Origin of the sequence: Rhodanobacter denitrificans (assembly GCF_000230695.2) — a bacterium.
Lineage (GTDB): Bacteria > Pseudomonadota > Gammaproteobacteria > Xanthomonadales > Rhodanobacteraceae > Rhodanobacter > Rhodanobacter denitrificans.
In genome coordinates this window covers 1,585,736-1,604,577 of the sequence record NC_020541.1, presented here as the reverse complement: position 1 = coordinate 1,604,577, position 18,842 = coordinate 1,585,736, and the positions used below count along the sequence as shown (strand labels likewise).

General features: G+C 66.1%; 16 protein-coding genes and 1 tRNA gene. All 17 read right to left on the bottom strand.

The genetic code is table 11. The features are described 5' to 3' along the window. Window positions 1-123: 123 nt before the first annotated feature. A tRNA-Met gene (locus R2APBS1_RS07235) sits at window positions 124-200 on the bottom strand. Between the two features lie 78 nt (window positions 201-278). Next, window positions 279-1,733 (bottom strand): NADH-quinone oxidoreductase subunit NuoN, encoded by a 1,455-nt coding sequence (nuoN, locus tag R2APBS1_RS07230; RefSeq protein WP_007513220.1) that lies wholly within the window; start codon window positions 1,731-1,733, stop codon window positions 279-281. A gap of 12 nt (window positions 1,734-1,745) precedes the next feature. Beyond that, window positions 1,746-3,254 carry an NADH-quinone oxidoreductase subunit M gene (locus R2APBS1_RS07225; RefSeq protein WP_007513218.1) on the bottom strand — a complete coding sequence of 503 codons (1,509 nt, stop codon included), beginning with the start codon at window positions 3,252-3,254 and terminating at the stop codon, window positions 1,746-1,748. Between the two features lie 13 nt (window positions 3,255-3,267). Then, window positions 3,268-5,313, bottom strand: coding sequence for an NADH-quinone oxidoreductase subunit L (gene nuoL, locus R2APBS1_RS07220; RefSeq protein ID WP_015447417.1), 2,046 nt, complete (start codon window positions 5,311-5,313; stop codon window positions 3,268-3,270). Window positions 5,314-5,317: 4 nt separating this feature from the next. After that, a complete protein-coding gene (gene nuoK, locus R2APBS1_RS07215) occupies window positions 5,318-5,623 on the bottom strand; it encodes an NADH-quinone oxidoreductase subunit NuoK (protein ID WP_007513213.1) in 306 nt (101 codons plus the stop codon). Beyond that, window positions 5,620-6,264 (bottom strand): NADH-quinone oxidoreductase subunit J, encoded by a 645-nt coding sequence (locus R2APBS1_RS07210; RefSeq protein ID WP_015447416.1) that lies wholly within the window; start codon window positions 6,262-6,264, stop codon window positions 5,620-5,622. The genes nuoK and R2APBS1_RS07210 overlap by 4 nt, the downstream gene beginning before the upstream one ends. 8 nt (window positions 6,265-6,272) lie before the next feature. Continuing rightward, complete coding sequence (gene nuoI / locus R2APBS1_RS07205; protein WP_007513208.1) at window positions 6,273-6,764, bottom strand: NADH-quinone oxidoreductase subunit NuoI; 492 nt, start codon at window positions 6,762-6,764, stop codon at window positions 6,273-6,275. 3 nt (window positions 6,765-6,767) lie between these two features. Further along, complete coding sequence (nuoH, locus tag R2APBS1_RS07200; protein WP_007513206.1) at window positions 6,768-7,796, bottom strand: NADH-quinone oxidoreductase subunit NuoH; 1,029 nt, start codon at window positions 7,794-7,796, stop codon at window positions 6,768-6,770. Between the two features lie 5 nt (window positions 7,797-7,801). Then, window positions 7,802-10,141, bottom strand: a complete 2,340-nt coding sequence (gene nuoG, locus R2APBS1_RS07195; protein ID WP_015447415.1) for an NADH-quinone oxidoreductase subunit NuoG — start codon at window positions 10,139-10,141, stop codon at window positions 7,802-7,804. Continuing rightward, window positions 10,138-11,448, bottom strand: a complete 1,311-nt coding sequence (nuoF, locus tag R2APBS1_RS07190) for an NADH-quinone oxidoreductase subunit NuoF (RefSeq protein ID WP_015447414.1) — start codon at window positions 11,446-11,448, stop codon at window positions 10,138-10,140. The genes nuoG and nuoF overlap by 4 nt, the downstream gene beginning before the upstream one ends. Then, on the bottom strand, window positions 11,448-12,017 hold the full coding sequence (nuoE, locus tag R2APBS1_RS07185; protein ID WP_015447413.1) for an NADH-quinone oxidoreductase subunit NuoE: 570 nt from the start codon (window positions 12,015-12,017) through the stop codon (window positions 11,448-11,450). Before nuoE ends, nuoF begins: the two co-directional genes overlap by 1 nt. A gap of 21 nt (window positions 12,018-12,038) precedes the next feature. Then, complete coding sequence (locus tag R2APBS1_RS07180) at window positions 12,039-13,292, bottom strand: NADH-quinone oxidoreductase subunit D (protein ID WP_007513198.1); 1,254 nt, start codon at window positions 13,290-13,292, stop codon at window positions 12,039-12,041. A 165-nt stretch (window positions 13,293-13,457) separates the two neighbouring features. Beyond that, window positions 13,458-14,186, bottom strand: a complete 729-nt coding sequence (locus R2APBS1_RS07175; RefSeq protein WP_015447411.1) for an NADH-quinone oxidoreductase subunit C — start codon at window positions 14,184-14,186, stop codon at window positions 13,458-13,460. 25 nt (window positions 14,187-14,211) lie between these two features. Continuing rightward, window positions 14,212-14,769: a NuoB/complex I 20 kDa subunit family protein gene (locus R2APBS1_RS07170; RefSeq protein ID WP_007513194.1), complete on the bottom strand. Its 558-nt coding sequence runs from the start codon at window positions 14,767-14,769 to the stop codon at window positions 14,212-14,214. Continuing rightward, window positions 14,760-15,116, bottom strand: coding sequence for an NADH-quinone oxidoreductase subunit A (locus tag R2APBS1_RS07165; protein ID WP_007513192.1), 357 nt, complete (start codon window positions 15,114-15,116; stop codon window positions 14,760-14,762). The genes R2APBS1_RS07170 and R2APBS1_RS07165 overlap by 10 nt, the downstream gene beginning before the upstream one ends. Before the next feature lie 269 nt (window positions 15,117-15,385). Beyond that, window positions 15,386-15,739, bottom strand: coding sequence for a PilZ domain-containing protein (locus R2APBS1_RS07160; RefSeq protein WP_007513190.1), 354 nt, complete (start codon window positions 15,737-15,739; stop codon window positions 15,386-15,388). A 118-nt stretch (window positions 15,740-15,857) separates the two neighbouring features. Continuing rightward, window positions 15,858-18,701, bottom strand: coding sequence for a bifunctional diguanylate cyclase/phosphodiesterase (locus tag R2APBS1_RS07155; RefSeq protein WP_015447410.1), 2,844 nt, complete (start codon window positions 18,699-18,701; stop codon window positions 15,858-15,860). Window positions 18,702-18,842: the final 141 nt, after the last annotated feature.

Sequence of the window (18,842 nt, the reverse complement as noted above, 5' to 3'; positions counted from 1 at the left end):
ATGTTCCTCCTCCTCAAGCAGCTCTTTCCGGTGCACGTGACCGCCAGCGGCGACCCGGCACGACGCATCCTTGCGCCCAACAAAAAAGCCTCACGAGGAGGCTTTCTTGCACCAAGAAAGATCTGGTAGCGGGGGCAGGATTCGAACCTGCGACCTTCGGGTTATGAGCCCGACGAGCTGCCAGACTGCTCCACCCCGCATCAGAGTCCGAAGAGTTTACCGGGGTGGCCGGTTTCTTGCAAGCCTCGAATCCGCTGCTTTCGGTGCCGGGCCGGAATTCACAACCCGAACGCGCGCCGGCACCAACCCAGCAGCGGGCCCCAGTACAGGCCCAGCACCAGCAGCGACAGCGCGTTCAGCGACAGCACCACGCGCAACGGCCGGTCCGGCTGTGCCTGCAGCGCACCGCCCTCCTCCGGCTTGTCGAAGTACATCACCTTGACCACGTACAGGTAGTAGTACAGGCCGATGATGGCGAACACGACACCGACGATGGCCAGCCACAGCATGTTCGCGTGGATCGCCGCCTCCAGCACCAGCACCTTGGCCCAGAAGCCGAACAGCGGCGGCACGCCGGCCAGCGAGAACATCGCCAGCAGCATCAGGAATGCCATCCACGGCGATTTCTGGTTCAGCCCCTTCAGGTCGGCGATCTCCTCGCACTCGAAACCCGCACGGGTCATCGCCAGCATCACGCCAAACGCCGCCACGCCCATCAGCGCGTAGCAGATCGCGTAGAACATCGCCGCGGCATAGCCTTCCGGACCGGCGGCGGAAAGGCCAAGCAGCAGGTAGCCCATGTGCGAGATGGTCGAATACGCCAGCATGCGCTTGAGGTTGGTCTGCACGATCGCGACCAGGTTGCCGATCGCCAGCGAAGCGACCGCCAGCACCGCCAGCATCAGTTGCCAGTGCTGCGACAGGTCGCCCATGCCGGCATCGAGCAGGCGATAGGCCATGCCGAACGCGGCCAGTTTGGAACCGGAGGCGATGAAGGTGGTGACCGGGGTGGGCGCTCCCTGGTAGACGTCGGGAATCCACATGTGGAACGGTGCGGCGCCCAGCTTGAAACCGATGCCGACGATCATGAAGATCAGGCCGAACAACAGCAAGGTCGGCGCCGTGGTGTAGCTCATCACGCCGTGCAGTTGCGCCAGGTCCAGGGTCGGCGTGCCGCCCATGCCGGAAGCACCGTAGACCATCGACATGCCGTACAGCAGCATGCCCGAGGCCAGCGCACCCAGCACGAAGTACTTGATCGCCGCCTCCGGCGGCAGTTTCGCATCGCGGTTCAGCGCGACCAGCGCGTACGACGACAGCGACAACAGCTCCAGCCCCAGGTACACGGTCACCAGGTTGCCGGCCGAAACCAGCAGCATGATGCCGATCACCGCGAAGATCATCAGCGTATAGAACTCGCCGCCAAGCAGCTTGCGGTCGATCAGGTACGGGCGCGCGTAGACGAACACCATCGCGGTGGTACCCAGCGCGAACACCTTGAGGATCTCGGCCACGTCGTCGCGCACGAACATGCCGCCGAACGCGGTCACCGTTTGCGGCGGCTGGCCGGCGACCACCAGGTAGATCGCCACCAGCAGCACGGCGATCGAGATCCAGTGCAGCAGCGGGCGCTGCGCGGGCTTCATGAAGGCGTCCAGCAACAGCAACAGGCACGCCGCTGCCACCAGGTAGAACTCCGGCAGCAGGATCAGGATGTCATTGAAAGTCGGCATGTTGGGTCCCGATCAGATCTTGTGAATGGCAAGCTGCTGCACCAGCTGCGCCACCGAGCCGTCCATCAGGTGGACCAGAGGCTGCGGCCAGATACCCAGCGCCAGCACGGCGGCGGCAAAGGCGCCCAGCACGAACGTCTCGCGTGCGTTGATTTCCTTCATCTCGGCCACGTGCTGGTTGCCGATCTCGCCCCACAGCACGCGCTTGACCAGCCACAGCGTGTAGCCGGCGCCGATGATCAGGGTGAACGCGGCGAACAGCGCGATCCACGGGCTGGCGCTGAAGCTGGACAGGATCACCATGAACTCGCCCACGAAACCGCTGGTGCCCGGCAGGCCGCAGTTGGCCATCGCGAACAGCACGTAGAAGAAGCCGAACCATGGCATCACGTTGATCACGCCGCCGTAGTCCTTGATCAGGCGCGTATGCGTGCGGTCATACATCACGCCGATGCAGGTGAACATCGCGCCGGAGACGAAGCCGTGCGAAATCATCTGCACCATCGCGCCCTGCATGCCGAGCAGCGCCATGTCGGTATGGCCCTGCTCGCGCACCAGCATGAAGGCGATGAAGATGCCGAGTGTGACGAAGCCCATGTGGGCCACCGACGAGTACGCCACCAGTTTCTTCATGTCCTCCTGCACCAGTGCGACGTAGCCGATGTAGACGATCGCAACCAGACTCAGCACGATGACCAGCCAGGCGAAATGCGCGCCCGCGTCCGGCACGATCGGCAGGATGAAGCGCAGCATGCCGTAGGTGCCGACCTTCAGCATCACCGCCGCCAGCACCACCGAACCGCCGGTCGGCGCCTCGACGTGGGCATCCGGCAACCAGGTGTGCACCGGCACCATCGGCACCTTGATCGCGAACGCGATCAGGAACGCGAAGAAGATCCAGGCCTGCTCCTTGAACGTCAGTGGCAGCGCGGCCAGCGTGGCCAGGTCGAACGTGTGCGCCTTCTGGTACAGGTACAGCAGCGCGATCAGCATGAAGACCGAGCCGAAGAACGTGTAGATGAAGAACTTCAGCGTCGCATAGACGCGGCGCGGACCACCCCAGATGCCGATCAGGATGAACATCGGGATCAGGATCGCCTCGAACAGCGCGTAGAACAACAGCGCATCGGTGGCGCAGAACACGCCGATCAGCAGGCCTTCGAGGATCAGCATCGCGGCCATGTACTGGTGCGGCTTGTCCTGGATGACTTCCCACGCACCGGCGACCACCAGGATGCCGACGAAGGTGGTCATCACGATCAGCGCCACCGAAATGCCGTCCACCGCCAGGCCGTAATGGACACCCCACGAGGCGATCCACAGGTGGCTTTCGACCAGCTGCATCGCGGCGCCGGTGGGGTTGTACTGCACCAGCAGGAACAGGCTGACCACGAAGGTCAGCACTGCCACCAGCAGCGACAGCCAGCGCGCCAGGCTGGGGCGGGCCGAGCCGGCAAGCAGCACCGGGATGGCCCCAGCAACGGGGAGCCAGATCAGCAGGCTGAGCAAATGATTGAACATGGATCTGTTTCCCTTATGGCCCGACCGGCCCGGAACCGATGAGCCAGTACCCGCCAAGCAGCAGGATCAGGCCGAGGATCATCGCGAAGGCGTAGTGGTAGAGGTAGCCCGACTGCAGGCGGCGCATCGTGGCGGCGACGCGATGCACCAGATTCACCGAGCCGTTGACCATTGCGCCATCGATCACCGCCGTCTCACTGGCCTTCCAGAAGCCGCGGCCCAGCAGCACGCCGCCACGGGCGAACAGCGCGAAGTACACGTCGTCGACCCAGTACTTGCGATCGAGCACCGTCCACAGCGGCTTCAGCGCGGACTTGATCCGGCCGGCCAGCGCCGGGTTGAACAGGTAGATGTAGGTGGTGGTCGCGAACGCGACGAGCACCAGCAGGAACGGCAACTGGGTGAACCCGTGCAGCGCCATCACCGCCGCACCGTGGAACTCGTGACCGAGTTCGGCCAGCACGTCATTGGCCTCTTCCACATGGATCGCGCCACCGAACCAGCGGCCGAACAGCGTCGGCCCGACCGTGAAGAAGCCGACCAGCAGCGACGGAATCGCCAGCAGCACCAGCGGGAGCGTCACCACCCACGGCGATTCCTTCGGCGCATGCACCAGCACACCTGGCTCGTGATGGCCATGGTCGTCATGGCCGTCGTGATGGCCGTGGCCATGCGGCTCGACCACGGTGAAACGCTCCTTGCCGTGGAACGTGAGGTACATCTGGCGGAACGTGTACAGCCCTGTCACCAGCACACCGGCCATCACGCAGAAGTAGGCATAGTGCGCGCCCCAGCGGTGCGACAGGCCAACCGCCTCGATGATCGCGTCCTTCGAGTAGAAGCCGGAGGTGAACGGCACCGCCACCAGCGCCAGCGAGCCGATCCACATGGTGATCCAGGTGATCGGCATGTACTTGCGCAGGCCGCCCATGTAACGCATGTCCTGCTCGTGGTGCATCGCGATGATCACCGAGCCGGCGCCGAGGAACAGCAGCGCCTTGAAGAACGCGTGGGTCATCAGGTGGAACACCGCGCCCGAATACATCGACACGCCCAGCGCCACCGTCATGTAGCCCAGCTGCGACAGCGTGGAGTAGGCGATCACCCGCTTGATGTCATTTTGGACTATGCCAATCAAGCCGGTGAACAGCGCGGTAGTGGCGCCGATCACCAGCACGAAGCTCAGCGCCGTGGACGACATCTCGAACAGCGGCGACATGCGCGCCACCATGAAGATGCCGGCGGTGACCATGGTCGCCGCATGGATCAGCGCGGAGATCGGGGTCGGGCCCTCCATCGAGTCGGGCAGCCACACGTGCAGCGGCACCTGCGCCGACTTGCCCATCGCGCCGACGAACAGGCAGATGCAGATCACCGTGGCCGCGTCCCACTGCGTGTTCGCGGTGATCTGCAGGGTCTTGCCGACCAGGCCGGGGGCCGCGGCGAACGCCGTGGCGTAGTCCAGCGTGCCGACGAAATACAGCACCGCCGCGATGCCGAGCAGGAAGCCGAAGTCGCCCACGCGGTTGACCAGGAACGCCTTCAGGTTGGCGAAGATCGCGGTCGGCCGCTTGTACCAGAAGCCGATCAGCAGGTACGACACCAGGCCCACCGCTTCCCAGCCGAAGAACAGCTGCATGAAGTTGTTGCTCATGACCAGCATGAACATCGAGAAGGTGAATAGCGAGATGTAGCTGAAGAAGCGCGTGTAGCCGTCGTCGTCGGCCATGTAGCCGATGGTGTAGACGTGCACCAGCAGCGACACGAAGCTCACCACCACCAGCATCAGCGCGGTCAGCCGGTCGACCATGAAGCCGACGCTGGCGTTGAACGGGCCGATTTGGAACCAGGTGTAGATGTTCTGGTTGTATTCGGCCGCACCGCCCATGGTGAGCTGGTACAGCACGTAGAACGACAGCACGCACGATACGGCCACACCGAGGATGGTGACGCTGTGCGAACCGGCGCGGCCGAGGAACCTGCCCAGGAAGCCGGCCAGCACGCAGCCGACCAGCGGCGCCAGTGCGATCGTCAGCAGGATGGAGGTGGAGAGACCCATGTGATCAGCCCTTCATGCTGTCGATGTCGGCGATGTTGATGGTGCTGCGCGTACGGAACAGCAGCACCAGGATCGCCAGGCCGATGGCGGCTTCCGCCGCGGCCACGGTGAGGATGAAGAACACGAACACCTGCCCGGAGACGTCGCCGAGGAAGCGCGAGAACGCCACGAAGTTCATGTTCACGGCGAGCAGCATCAGCTCGATCGACATCAGCAGCACGATCACGTTCTTGCGATTGATGAACAGGCCGGCGACGGCGATGCAGAACAGCACCGCGCCGAGCACGATGTAGTGCGCGAGCGAAATCATGGCTGCGGCTCCTGTGGTGCGGCCGGTTCACCGGGACGGACCGCAGCCATCTTCACGATGCGCACGCGGTCGCGCGGGTTGACCTTGACCTGCTGGCTGGCCGATTCGTAGCGCGCGGCGCGGCGCTCGCGCAGGGTCAGCGCGACCGCCGCCACGATGCCCACGGTAAGGATCAGCGCGGCGATCTCGAACGGCAGCAGGTACGTCGTATACAGCGCATGGCCCAGCCACGCGGTGTTGGACATGCCCGCGGCGATGGCGGGATCGGCACCCATCACGTGCGTCTGCATCGCACGCACGCCGATCAGGCCGAGCATCTCCAGCAGCATCACGGCGGCCACGATCAGGCCGACCGGCAGGAACTTCACGAAGCCCTCGCGCATTTTTTCCTGGTCGATGTCGAGCATCATCACCACGAACAGGAACAGCACCATCACCGCGCCGACGTAGACCACCACCAATGCCAGCGCGAGGAACTCGGCTTCGAGCAGCAGCCACAGGCAGGCGGCGCTGAAGAAGGTGAGCACCAGCGCCAGCACCGCATGCACGGAGTTCTTCAGCGTGATCACCGACAGCGCGGCGGCGACGGTGACGAAGCCGAAGGCATAGAAACAGACGAGTTGGAGCAGTTGGGGATTCATCGTTGGCCTCAGCGGTACGCCGCGTCTTGCGCGCGGTCGGCGGCGATCTGCTGTTCGAAGCGATCACCGATGGCGAGCAGCTTCTGCTTGTCCACCACGTTCTCGCCGCGATTCTCGAAGTGATATTCGTGGATCGACGTCTCGACGATCGAATCGACCGGGCAGCTCTCCTCGCAGAAACCGCAGAAGATGCACTTGAACAGGTCGATCTCGTAACGGGTGGTGCGGCGCTGGCCGTCGCTCTCGCGCGGCGCCGAGTCGATCGTGATCGCCAATGCCGGACACACCGCCTCGCACAGCTTGCAGGCGATGCAGCGCTCCTCGCCGTTCGCATAGCGGCGCAGCGCGTGCAGGCCGCGGAAGCGGTTCGACTTGGGGATGTGCTCCATCGGGTAGCGCATCGTGTACTTCGGCTTGAACAGGTAGCGCAGGGTCACGCCCATGCCCTGGAACAGCTCGACCAGCAGCAGACTCTTGAAATAACCGGTAACGCGATTCATGGCTTATGCCCCCGTGCCGATGCTGACCAGACCCCAGTATTTCAGGCAGCCAGCCACGAAAACCCATGCGATGGCGATGGGGATGAACACCTTCCAGCCCAGCCGCATGATCTGGTCATAGCGGTAGCGCGGGAAGGTGGCGCGGAACCACAGGAACATGAACGAGAGCAGGAACGCCTTGAGCAGCAGCCAGGGGAAACCGCCCTGCCCGAGGAAGCCCCACGAGGCCGGGAACGGCGACAGCCAGCCGCCCATGAACAGCACCGCGGCCAAGAAGCTGAGCAGGATCATGTTGGCGTATTCGGCCAGGAAGAACAGCGCGAAGGCCGAGCCGGAATATTCCACGTGGAAGCCGGCGACGATTTCCGATTCGCCTTCGGCCACGTCGAACGGCGCGCGGTTGGTCTCGGCCACGCCGGAGATGAAATACACCACGAACACCGGCAGCAGCGGCAGCCAGAACCAGTCGAGGACGCCCTTGCTGCCGGCCTGCGCATTGACGATCGCGCTGAGGTTCAGCGAACCGGCCAGCACCAGCACGCAGACCAGACACAGGCCCATCGCCAGCTCGTAGGAGATCACCTGCGCCGCCGAACGCATCGCACCGAGCAGCGCATAGCGCGAGTTGGATGCCCAGCCGGCGATGATGATGCCGTACACGCCCATCGAGGTCATCGCCAGCAGGTACAGCACGCCGGCGTTGGCGTTGGACAGCACCATCGTGCTGCTGAACGGCACCACCGCCCACACCGCCAGCGCGGGGATCAGCGCGATCATCGGCGCGGTGTAGTACAGGAAGCGATTCGCCTTGGTCGGCAGGATCACTTCCTTGATCAGCAGTTTGACCACGTCGGCGAAGGCCTGCAGCAGGCCGAACGGGCCGATCTTGTTCGGCCCCATGCGCACGTGCATCCAGCCGAGAACCTTGCGCTCCCAGTACACGAACATCGCCACCGCCAGCACCAGTGGCAGCACGATCGCCAGGATGTACAGGATCGGCACGACGAGCTGATGGATGAGTTGATCAAGCATCTGCTTTAAGCCTTGCTCAGGGTGATGGACGCGCCGTACGGCGGCAGCGTGGCGGTGAGATCCTGCGCAGCCTCGATCCATGCCGTGCCGTCGGGCACCGCCGCATCGATCACCAGCGGCAACTGCACATCCGCTACGCGTACCGGGCCATCGGAGTCGAGACCCAGCCGCCGCGCCTCATCCCCGTTCAGGCGTACCGCCGGGGCACGGTTGAGCGGATGTGCGTTCAGCGCCGTGGCCCGGCGCAGCACCGCATCGCTACGGTAGATCGGCCAGGTGGCCAGACGGGTGATGCCGCCGGCGGAAGCACGTGCGGCCAGGCCGCTGCGCGGCGCCGCGGCACGGTCGGCGATGCCGTCGCGCAGGCCGGCGAGGTCGTCGAACTCGAAACCGGCCAGTTGCAGGGCGCCACCCAGCGCGCGCAATACCTTCCAACCCGGCCGCGCCTGGCCCGGTGCCTTCGCCCCGGCGGCCACACCCTGGGCCAGTCCGTCGACGTTGACCAGGGTCGCGTCAATCTCCGGCAGCAGCGCGATCGGCAGGATCACGTCGGCCACCTCGCGCAACGCGGCGCTGGCGTAGGCGCTGAATGCCACCACCTGGTCCGCGCCATGCAGCGCCTTCAGCGCGGCGTTGCCGTCGGCGAAATCGTGCGGCGGCTCGACGCCGTACAGCAGGTAGCTCTTGCGCGGCTGCGCCAGCATCGCCTGCGCATCCAGCCCGCCGTTGCCCGGTACCACGCCGAGCCGCGCCAGACCGACGGCATTCGCGCCGACCGGCAATTCGTCGTAGCCGGCACCGGTGGCGTCGGCGATGAACCGGGCGATTGCACGCAGCCAGGACGCCTGCGGATGGGTCGCCGCGGCCTCGCCGAGGATCACCACGGCCCTGCCCTGCGCCGACACCGCCTGCTTCAGCGCGGCGATCGCAGCGTCATTGCCTTCGTCGCTCCGCGCGGCACTGATGGCATCGGCCAGTGCTGCCGGCGCATTTGCGCCGGCAGCCACGGCAGCCTTGGCCAGCGCCAGCAATGCGTTGACCAGCGCCTGCGGCGCCACGACGGCCTCACCGGCCAGTGCGTAGTTGAAATCGAAATGCGCCGGGTTGACCGCGTAGATCTTCGCGCCCTTCTTGGCCGCCTGGTGCAGGCGGTGATTCAGCAGCGGCATCTCGTAGCGCAAGTCGCAGCCGACCAGCAAGGCGGCCCGGACCTGTTCGACCTCCGCCACCGGCAGCGCGAACGGCTGCGCCACGGCGTTGTCGGCGAAATCGAGCTGGCGCAGGCGGTGGTCGACGTGCGCGCTGCCCAGGCCGCGGGCCATTCGCATCAGCAGGTCGCCCTCTTCGTTCGAGGTGGCCGGATGCAGCAGGATGCCCAGTTCGCTGCCGGGCGCCTTCTTCAGGGCCGCGCCGGCGCATTCCAGGGCATCTTCCCAGCTGGTTGCCTGCCACTGGCCGTTGCGCTTCACTTCCGGCGCGCCGATGCGGTCGGCGGCGTACATGCCCTGGTGGCTGTAGCGGTCGCGGTCGGACAGCCAGCACTCGTTGACCGCCTCGTTGTCGCGCGGCACCGTGCGCAACACTTCGCCGCGGCGGGTGTGCAACCACAGGTTCGAGCCCAGGGCGTCGTGCCAGGCGATCGACGGCTTGGCGATCAGCTCCCACGCGCGCGCCTTGAACTGGAACGGCTTGTTGGTGAGCGCCCCCACCGGGCAGACATCGATGATGTTGCCGGACAGCTCGCTCTCGACGTTCTTGCCGATGTACGTGCCGATCACGTGGCGGTCGCCGCGATCCATGCTGCCGAATTCGTAGGTGCCGGCGATCTCGCTGATGAAGCGCACGCAGCGCGTGCAGTGGATGCAGCGCGTCATCTCGGTGGCCACCAGCGGGCCGATGTCCTCGTCGGCGATGGTGCGCTTGCGCTCGGTGAAGCGCGACACGCTGCGGCCGTAGCCCAGCGCCATGTCCTGCAGCTCGCACTCGCCGCCCTGGTCGCAGACCGGGCAGTCCATCGGGTGGTTGATGAGCAGGAACTCCATCACGTTGCGCTGCGCGTGCAGCGCCTTGTCCGAACGGGTGAGCACCTTCATGCCTTCGGCCACCGGCGTGGCGCAGGCCGGCTGCGGCTTGGGCATCGGGCGCCCGCCCATCTCCACCTCGACCAGGCACTGCCGGCAGCTCGCCGCGATCGGCAGCTTGCGGTGGTAGCAGAAACGCGGGATCGGGATGCCGGCCTTGTCGGTGGCCTCGATGATCATCGAGCCCTTGGGCACCTGGATCGGCTTGCCGTCGACCTCGATGTTGACCAGGTTCGGCGCGGTCTGGGTCGGCTGCGCGCTCATGCGGCGGCTCCAAGCTTGTCGTCGACCATGGAGTGGCCATGCTCGACGTAGTATTCGAATTCGTTCCAGTAGTGACGCAGGAACCCCTGCACCGGCCACGACGCCGCCTCGCCGAACGCGCAGATGGTATGGCCCTCGATCTGGCCGGCGACCGCCTTCAGGCGATGCAGGTCGTCGGGCACGCCCTTGCCGGCGACGATGCGGGTGAGCACGCGGTGCATCCAGCCGGTGCCCTCGCGGCACGGCGTGCACTGGCCGCAGGATTCCATGTGGTAGAACTGGCTGATGCGCTCGCAGGCGCGCACCATGCAGGTGGTCTCGTCCATCACGATCACCGCGCCCGAGCCCAGACCCGAGCCGGCCTTCTGGATCGCGTCGTAATCCATGGTGAGGCCCATCATCACCTCGCCCGGCAGCACCGGCATGGAGGAGCCGCCGGGGATCACCGCCTTGATCCTGTGCCCGTTGCGCACGCCGCCGGCCATCTCCAGCAGTTCAGCGAACGGCGTGCCCAGGCGGATCTCGTAATTGCCGGGGCGGTTGACGTGGCCGGACACCGAGAAGATCTTCGGGCCGCCGTTGTTCGGCTTGCCCAGGTTGAGGAACCAGTCGGCGCCGTTGCGCAGGATCGCCGGCACCGAGGCGTAGGTCTCGGTGTTGTTGATCGTGGTGGGCTTGCCGTACAGGCCGTAGTTGGCCGGGAACGGCGGCTTGAAGCGCGGCCAGCCCTTCTTGCCTTCCAGCGATTCCATCAGCGCGGTTTCCTCGCCGCAGATGTAGGCGCCGGCGCCGAGCGCCGCATGGATGTCCACATCGATGCCGCTGCCGCCGATGTTCTTGCCGAGCAGGCCGGCCGCGTAGGCCTCCTTCAGCGCCGCCTCGAAGTGCTCGAACGGCTCGTGGTGGAACTCGCCGCGCAGGTAGTTGTAGGCCACGGTGGAGCCGGTGCAATAGCAGGCGATGGCCAGGCCCTCGACCACCGCGTGCGGGTTGTAGCGCAGGATGTCGCGATCCTTGGCGGTGCCCGGCTCGGATTCGTCCGAGTTGCACAGGATGTACTTCTGCATGTCGCCCTTGGGCATGAAGGACCACTTCAGGCCGGTCGGGAAGCCCGCGCCACCGCGGCCGCGCAGGCTGCTCTTCTTGATCTCGTCGATCAGCGAGGCCGGGTCGGGCTTCTCGGCGAGGATCTTCCTCCACGCCTGGTAACCATCGACCTTTTCGTAGCTCTCCATCGACCACGGCGTATCGAAGTGCAGCGTGGTGTAGACGACCTGGTGTTCCTGGGGCGCTGGTCCGACGGCCATCAGTGCTTCCCCTCGGCATTATGGGCGTGGTCCGGGCCATCCAGGCTCAGGCCATCGAGGATCTCGTCGAGCTTCTCGATGGTCAGATGTTCGTGATAATGGCCATTCACCGTCATCGCCGGCGCGTAGACGCAGGCCGCGATGCACTCTTCTTCCTTCTTCAGGTAGACGCGGCCGTCCGGCGTGCTCTCGCCCAGCTTGATGCCCAGCTTCTTCTCGCAGTGCTGTACCAGGCCATCGGCGCCGTTGAGCCAGCAGGAGATGTTGGTGCAGATCGCCACGTTGTTGCGGGCGACCGGCTTGGTTTCCAGCATCGAGTAGAAGCTGGCCACCTCGTAGGCCCAGATCGCCGGCAGCTCGAGGTACTTCGCGACCGCGGCGATCAGCTCGTCGGTGAGGAAGCCCTTGTTCTGCTCCTGTGCACCGAACAGCGCCTGGATCAGCGCCGAACGCTTGCGGTCGGGCGGAAACTTGGCCACCCAGTGGTCGATGTGCTGGCGGGTGTGCTCGGTAAGTACGACGAGAGGATCGACGTTCCTGACCTGCTCGTAATGTCCGGTGGCTTTCATGCGTTTCTCCGTCGTGCCGGCTCAGCGGTCCACTTCGCCGAACACGAGGTCGTAGGTACCGATCATGGCCACCACGTCGGCGAGCATGTGGCCGCGCACGATGGTATCCATGGATGACAGATGGGCGAAGCCCGGGGCGCGCAGGTGCACGCGGAACGGCTTGTTGGCGCCGTCGGAAACCAGGTAGCAGCCGAACTCGCCCTTGGGCGCCTCGACCGCGCAGTAGGTTTCGCCAGCCGGCACGCAATAGCCTTCGGTGAACAGCTTGAAGTGGTGGATGAGCGCTTCCATGTCCTGCTTCATCTCGACCCGCGACGGCGGCGCCACCTTGAAGTTCTTCACCATCACCGGGCCGGGGTTGGCGCGCAGCCACTCCACGCACTGCCGGATGATGCGGTTGGACTGGCGCATCTCTTCCACGCGCACCAGGTAGCGGTCGTAGCAGTCGCCGTTGACGCCGACCGGGATGTCGAAATCCATCTCGGCGTACTTCGCGTACGGCTGCTTCTTGCGCAGGTCCCACTCGACGCCCGAGCCGCGCAGCATCGCGCCGGTCATGCCCCACTGCTGGGCCAGCTCCGGGCTGACCACGCCGATGCCGACGGTGCGCTGCTTCCAGATGCGGTTGGTGGTGAGCAGCTCCTCGTACTCATCCACCTTCGACGGGAAATCGGCGGTGAAGGCGTCGAGGAAATCGAGCATCGAGCCTTCGCGCCAACTGTTGATGCGCTTCAGGTCGCTGCCCTTGTGCCACGGCGACTCGCGGTACTTCGACATCTGGTCCGGCAGGTCGCGGTAGACGCCGCCCGGACGGTAGTACGTGGCGTGCATGCGCGCGCCCGACACCGCCTCGTAGACGTCCATCAGTTCCTCGCGCTCGCGGAACGCGTACAGGATCACTGCCATCGCGCCCAGGTCGAGCGCGTTCGAGCCGATCCACATCAAGTGGTTCAGGATGCGGGTGATCTCGTCGAACATGGTGCGGATGTACTGCGCCCGCTCCGGCGCCTCGACCCCCAGCAGGGTCTCGATCGCGCGCACGTAGGCGTGCTCGTTGCACATCATCGACACGTAGTCGAGCCGGTCCATGTAGCCGATCGACTGGTTGAACGGCTTGGACTCGGCCAGCTTCTCGGTGCCGCGATGGAGCAGGCCCACGTGCGGATCGGCGCGCACGATGGTCTCGCCGTCCATCTCCATGATCAGGCGCAGCACGCCGTGCGCAGCCGGATGCTGCGGGCCGAAGTTCATCGTGTAGTTGCGGATTTCTTGCATGGTCATGTCTCGCCTGACGGATTTCAGCGAGAAATCGCGAGTGGATTTGCGCGCCAAGCTAGGCGCGAGGAGAAGCCATAGTGGTCACTATGGCGCCGACGAGCAACGACGCATGGCACGCAAAGCCGCCGCGAGGCTCGCTGTAAATTCGTCAGTCGAGACATGCTAGTTCTCCCGCCAGTGGTCGGCGGCTTCGGCCTTGGCCTGCATCAGGTCGGCGTCGTCGCGGATGGTGCGCGGCACCAGCACGCGCGGCTCGATCGACACCGGCTCGTAGATCACCCGCTTCTGCTCGGGGTCGTAGCGCACCTCGACGTTGCCGATCAGCGGGAAGTCCTTGCGGAACGGGTGGCCGACGAAGCCGTAGTCGGTGAGGATGCGGCGCAGATCGGGGTGCCCGTCGAAGATGATGCCGTACAGGTCGAACGCCTCGCGCTCGAACCAGTTCACGCCCGGCCACACCGCGGTCAGCGACGGCACCAGCGGCAGGCTGTCGTCCGCGCAGAACACGCGCAGGCGCAGGCGGCGGTTGTGCTCGATCGACAGCAGCTGGATCACCGCCGCGAAGCGGCGCGGCGGGCTCTCGCCGCGCGGGCGCCCGGCCCAGTCGAAGCGCCCCTGTGCCTGGCCTTCCACGCCGCGCGAGAAACCGGTGCCAGTGACGGTCTCGGTATCCCACTCCACCTGGCCGTAGCCGAGATAGTCGATGCCGCACAGGTCGATCAGTTCGCTGAAGCGGAACGCCGGCTCGTCGCGCAGCGCGGCGGCCACGGCGAGCAGGTCGGCGGCAGCCAGTTCGGCGATGGTCTCGTTGCGCACGGTGCTGATGGCCAGCGTGTCGCCGAATCGCGCGGCGAGCTGCCCGGCCAGCGAGGTCTTTGGAGTGTCGGTCATGGACTGCGCCTTCAGAAACGTGCCATTAAGAGCGCGCGATGGTGCTGGTGCGGCGAATCTTCTTCTGCAACTGCAGGATGCCGTGGATCAGCGCTTCGGCCGTGGGCGGGCAGCCCGGCACGTAGATGTCCACCGGCACAATGCGGTCGCAGCCGCGCACCACCGAGTAGGAATAGTGGTAGTAGCCGCCGCCGTTGGCGCAGCTGCCCATCGAGATCACCCATTTCGGCTCGGGCATCTGGTCGTAGACCTTGCGCAGCGCCGGGGCCATCTTGTTGACCAGGGTACCGGCCACGATCATCACGTCGGACTGGCGCGGGCTGGGTCGGAAGATCACGCCGTAGCGGTCCAGGTCCAGCCGCGACATGCCGGCGTGCATCATCTCCACCGCGCAGCAGGCCAGGCCGAAGGTCATCGGCCACATCGAGCCGGTGCGTGCCCAGTTCATCAGCGCGTCGATGCTGGTGGTGGCGAAACCGCGTTGCACGACCGGGTTGTCGCCGGCTGGCCGCAGGATGTCGTCGACCAGGTTCAGCGGTTCCGGGTTGTGCATCACCCGGCTGACGGAATCCATCACTCCCATTCGAGTGCTCCCTTCTTCCACACGTAGGCGAAACCGACGACCAGCAGCAGCAGGAACAGCGCCATCTCGATCAGCGCAACCATGCCGATCTGCTGGAACACCACGGCCCACGGAAACAGGAAGGCGATTTCCAGATCGAAGATGATGAACAGGATGGCGAGCAGGTAATAACGCACGTCGAAGCGCATGCGGGCGTCCTCGAACGCCTCGAAGCCGCACTCGTAGGGCGAGAGCTTCTCGGCCTCGGGGCGGCGCGGACCGGCCAGCAGGCCGATGGCCAGCAGCACCAGGCCAAGCCCGGCAGCGACGCCGATGAACAACAGGACGGGCCAGTATTCGGCAAGCATGATGCAACCTACCTCCGCGCCAATGGCGCATCAGTGACCGTGGGAATCGGGATGGGCAACCCGCGGTCCGGCGATTTCGATTCGGCAGGCCGGCATGGCCATGGGCTGCAAACCCCGCCCGCAGGCCAGGTAGCCGCGCGCGTCCGACGTTTCGCGAGGTGAATTCGCGAATCTCGCCATTGTATCAGTGCGCAGGAGCACAACAAGCCTTGACCACCGCTCGGGTGCGAATTAACGCCGCGATCGGGTGATGCCTGCGTGACACCGCATCACATGGTGTGGGTGGGGCGCTCGGAGTTGAGCGTACCGGCGAGGATGTTCTCGATCCGGCTGCGGGCCGCCTCGGCATCGCCCGACTCGTTGAAATGGATGCCGATGCCGGCGGTGCGGTTGCCCTGTGCCCCAAGCGGACTGATCCAGACCACCTTGCCGACCACCGACAGGCGCTCGGTCTCCTCGGCCAGCGTCACCAACAGCACGACCTCGTCGCCCAGCGCATAGGACTGCGACGTCGCCGCAAACAGCCCGCCATGCTTGAGGAACGGCATGTAGGCGTTGTACAGCGAGGCCGCATCCTTGATTTTCAGCGAGATGATGCCCTGCCGGGCCGTCATGGGTTTCATGCTTGGCTCCTGCCGGACGTGCAGATCGCCCGATCGATGAGCCGGATCTTAGATGTTGTGATCCGCCCGCACCACTGCTGCGGCATCCGCCCTGCTGCAGCCATGACGCGCAACACGTTCAGGCCCCGTCCGTCTGACTGGCCAGCAGCGACTGGCGCTCGCTGACCAGGCTGCCCCACGATGCCGGCGGCACCCAGCCGGCGACCCACGCCGGCACCGCCTCGGCCGGCATCGGCCGGGAGATCGAGAAACCCTGCAACTGATGGCAGCCCAGCGAAGCCAGCAGGTCGCCCTGCTCCGCCGTCTCGACGCCCTCGGCGATCACCGTCTTGGCCAGCATGCGCGCGGTGGTGATCACCCCGGCCGCGATCGCCATGTTGCGCTCGTCGTCGAGGATGTCGCGCACGAAACTCTGGTCGAGCTTGATGTGCTCGATGTCGAGCTTCTGGATGTGGCTCAGCGAGGCGCTGCCGGTGCCGAAATCGTCCAGGCCGACACGGATGCCGCGCCGGCGGCACTCCTCGATGACGACCTTGGCGCGCGCATGATCCATCGACGGGCCGGTTTCGGTCACCTCGATGCCGAAACCGACGTCCATCACGCCCGGGTAATTCTCCAGCACCGCGTCGATGTCGATGAAGAACGCCGGGTGCAGCAGGTGGCGAGTGCTGATGTTGATCGAGACCGGGATCGAGATGCCCGCACGCATCCACGACTGGCAGCAGCGCAGCGCCTCGTCCAGCACGTAGCGGCCGATCGGCCGGGCCAGCTGCGGATCGTCCAGCACATGCATGAACTTTGCCGGTTCGATCAGTTCGTCGGTGTCACCCAGGCGCAGCAGCGCCTCCATCCCGGCCACGCCGTGCAACCCCGGCAAACCGTCGATGTACACGATCGGCTGAAACAGCAGTTGCAGGTGCGACCGCTGCAAGGCCTGGGCGATCCGCTCGCGCATCGCCTGCAGTCGCAGTTGCTCCAGCTCCATCGCTGGCTCGTAGAGCGAACCGCGGTCCTTGCCCTCTTCCTTCGCCGCGTACATCGCCAGGTCCGCGTGCCGCACCAGGCCCTCCGCATCCGACGCGTCCAGCGGGAACAGCGTCCAGCCCACGCTGGCGGACAGGTACAGTTGCTCGCCCATCAGGTTGAACGGCGCCCGCAGCGCCTGCAGGATGCAGCGACTGATCACGTCGAGCTGTTCGCGGCTGTCCAGGCCGGCGATCACCAGCGCGAATTCGTCGCCGCCGAAACGGGCCAGCACGTCGGCCTCGCGCAGCATGCCCAGAATCCGCGCCGAGGCTTCCGCCAGCACGCAGTCGCCGCCGCCGTGGCCGATCGTGTCGTTGACGCTCTTGAAGCGGTCCAGATCGAGCACGCCGACCGCCAGCAGCGCGCCCTGCTCCGTGGCCCGCGCGCGCGCCTGCTCCAGCAGATCGAACAGCAGCCGCCGGTTCGGCAGGCCGGTGACCACGTCGTAGAAGGCCAGCCGCTCGACCCGCGCCTCGTGCATCTTCTGCCCGGTGACGTCGCGCTGGTGCCACAGCCGCCCCTGCAGCACACCATCGATTCGGATCGGGGTGAAATCGCGCAGGAAGGTGCGTCCGTCCTTCATCACCACCTCGTCGCCCTCGACCGGCTCGTCCCGGGCCAGGATCTCCTGGATCCGGCGCCACTCGCGCTCGGGGTCGGCGCAGGCCTGCCGCAGGCGCTCGTAGAACGCTTCCGCCGGCAGGCCTTCCAGTTCCGCCGGCGTCTCGGCCAGACCGAACAGCGTGCAGAACGCCTCGTTGGCAAAGCTCACCCGACGGCCTTCGGACATCACCACGATGCCGGCGTGCTGTCGGGACAGGATGGTGCGGAAGTACTGCAGGCCGAAGCGCAGATCCCGCTCTGCCGCCAGCCGGGCCGCCTGGGCGTTCTGCATCTGGATGCCCAGCCCCAGCTCGACCGCCATCTCCGCAAAGACCCGGATCTCGATCGCGCCGAAGGCATCGACCTCGTCCGCGCCGATGACGAAGCAGCCCACCACCGCTCCGCCCGTCCGCAGCGGCAACGCCAGCAGCGTGCGCATGCCGGAGGGTCCCTCCCCGGGCGCCCACTCCGGCCGGTCCGCTCCCGCCGCGTGGCCGACCTGCGCCTCGCCGGTGGACAGCGCACGCGCCACGGCATCGCCGGCGTGCGCATGCTCGGCCGGGACGAAACGGGCACCCGTCACATCATCTGCCAGGCCTTCCTGTGCCCGTACGCGCAAGGCCGCCGGATCGCCCTCCTCGCACAGGCCGATCCAGGCCGTACGGTAGCCGCCGATGCCTCGCGCCACACGGCAGGCACCCGCCAGCAGCGACGGCTCGTCCGCGCTGTGCGTAACCAGCTTGACCATCTCGCTGAACAGCCGCAGCACGCGGCGCTGGCGCGCCTCGTCCCGCACCGACTGCAGCAACCGCGCGCGCTGCTCGCAGGCCTCCAGCCCCAGCCCGATGCTCGCCGCTGCCTGCCGCAGCAGCTCGATCATCGGCGCCGAGAAAAAATCGGCGTCCCCGGCTCTTATCACCAGCGCCGCGCAGACCTCGCCGAATTTCAGCACCGGTACGGCCGCCACGGCGCGTACACCATGGCGCACATAGGCCGGACGCAGCGCCTCCAGGCCCTCGAGCTGGCGGACGTCCGACTCCAGCTGCGGCTCGCCCCGCCAGAACGCCGGCCGTGCCAGCGCGAACGGCAGGCGCTCGGGGTAGACGTCGGCCACGCCCGGCGCCGTCCGCGCCGGCGCGATGCGTCGCCACTGGCCGCCCTGCAGTTCGCCGACCATCACCAGCCGCGCACCGATTCGCCGTTCGAGTACCTCGATCACCGCCTCGTACAGCATCGGCGGCTCCAGCGAGCGCATCAGCAACTGGCCGATCTCGGACAGCGCGGCGTAGAAGCTCTCGCTGGGCGTGGCCATCGCGACGGCGTCGATCTGCATCGCGTTCTGATCCGGTGTATGCATTCCCGTGGCCAGCCAGATAGGCGGATTCAGCCGCTGCTGCCTTGATTCGGACGAGTCGTCGATCAGTGTGGATGCGCTCGGGCGATTGCCGAACGAAACACGGCGACGGCCCGTGCC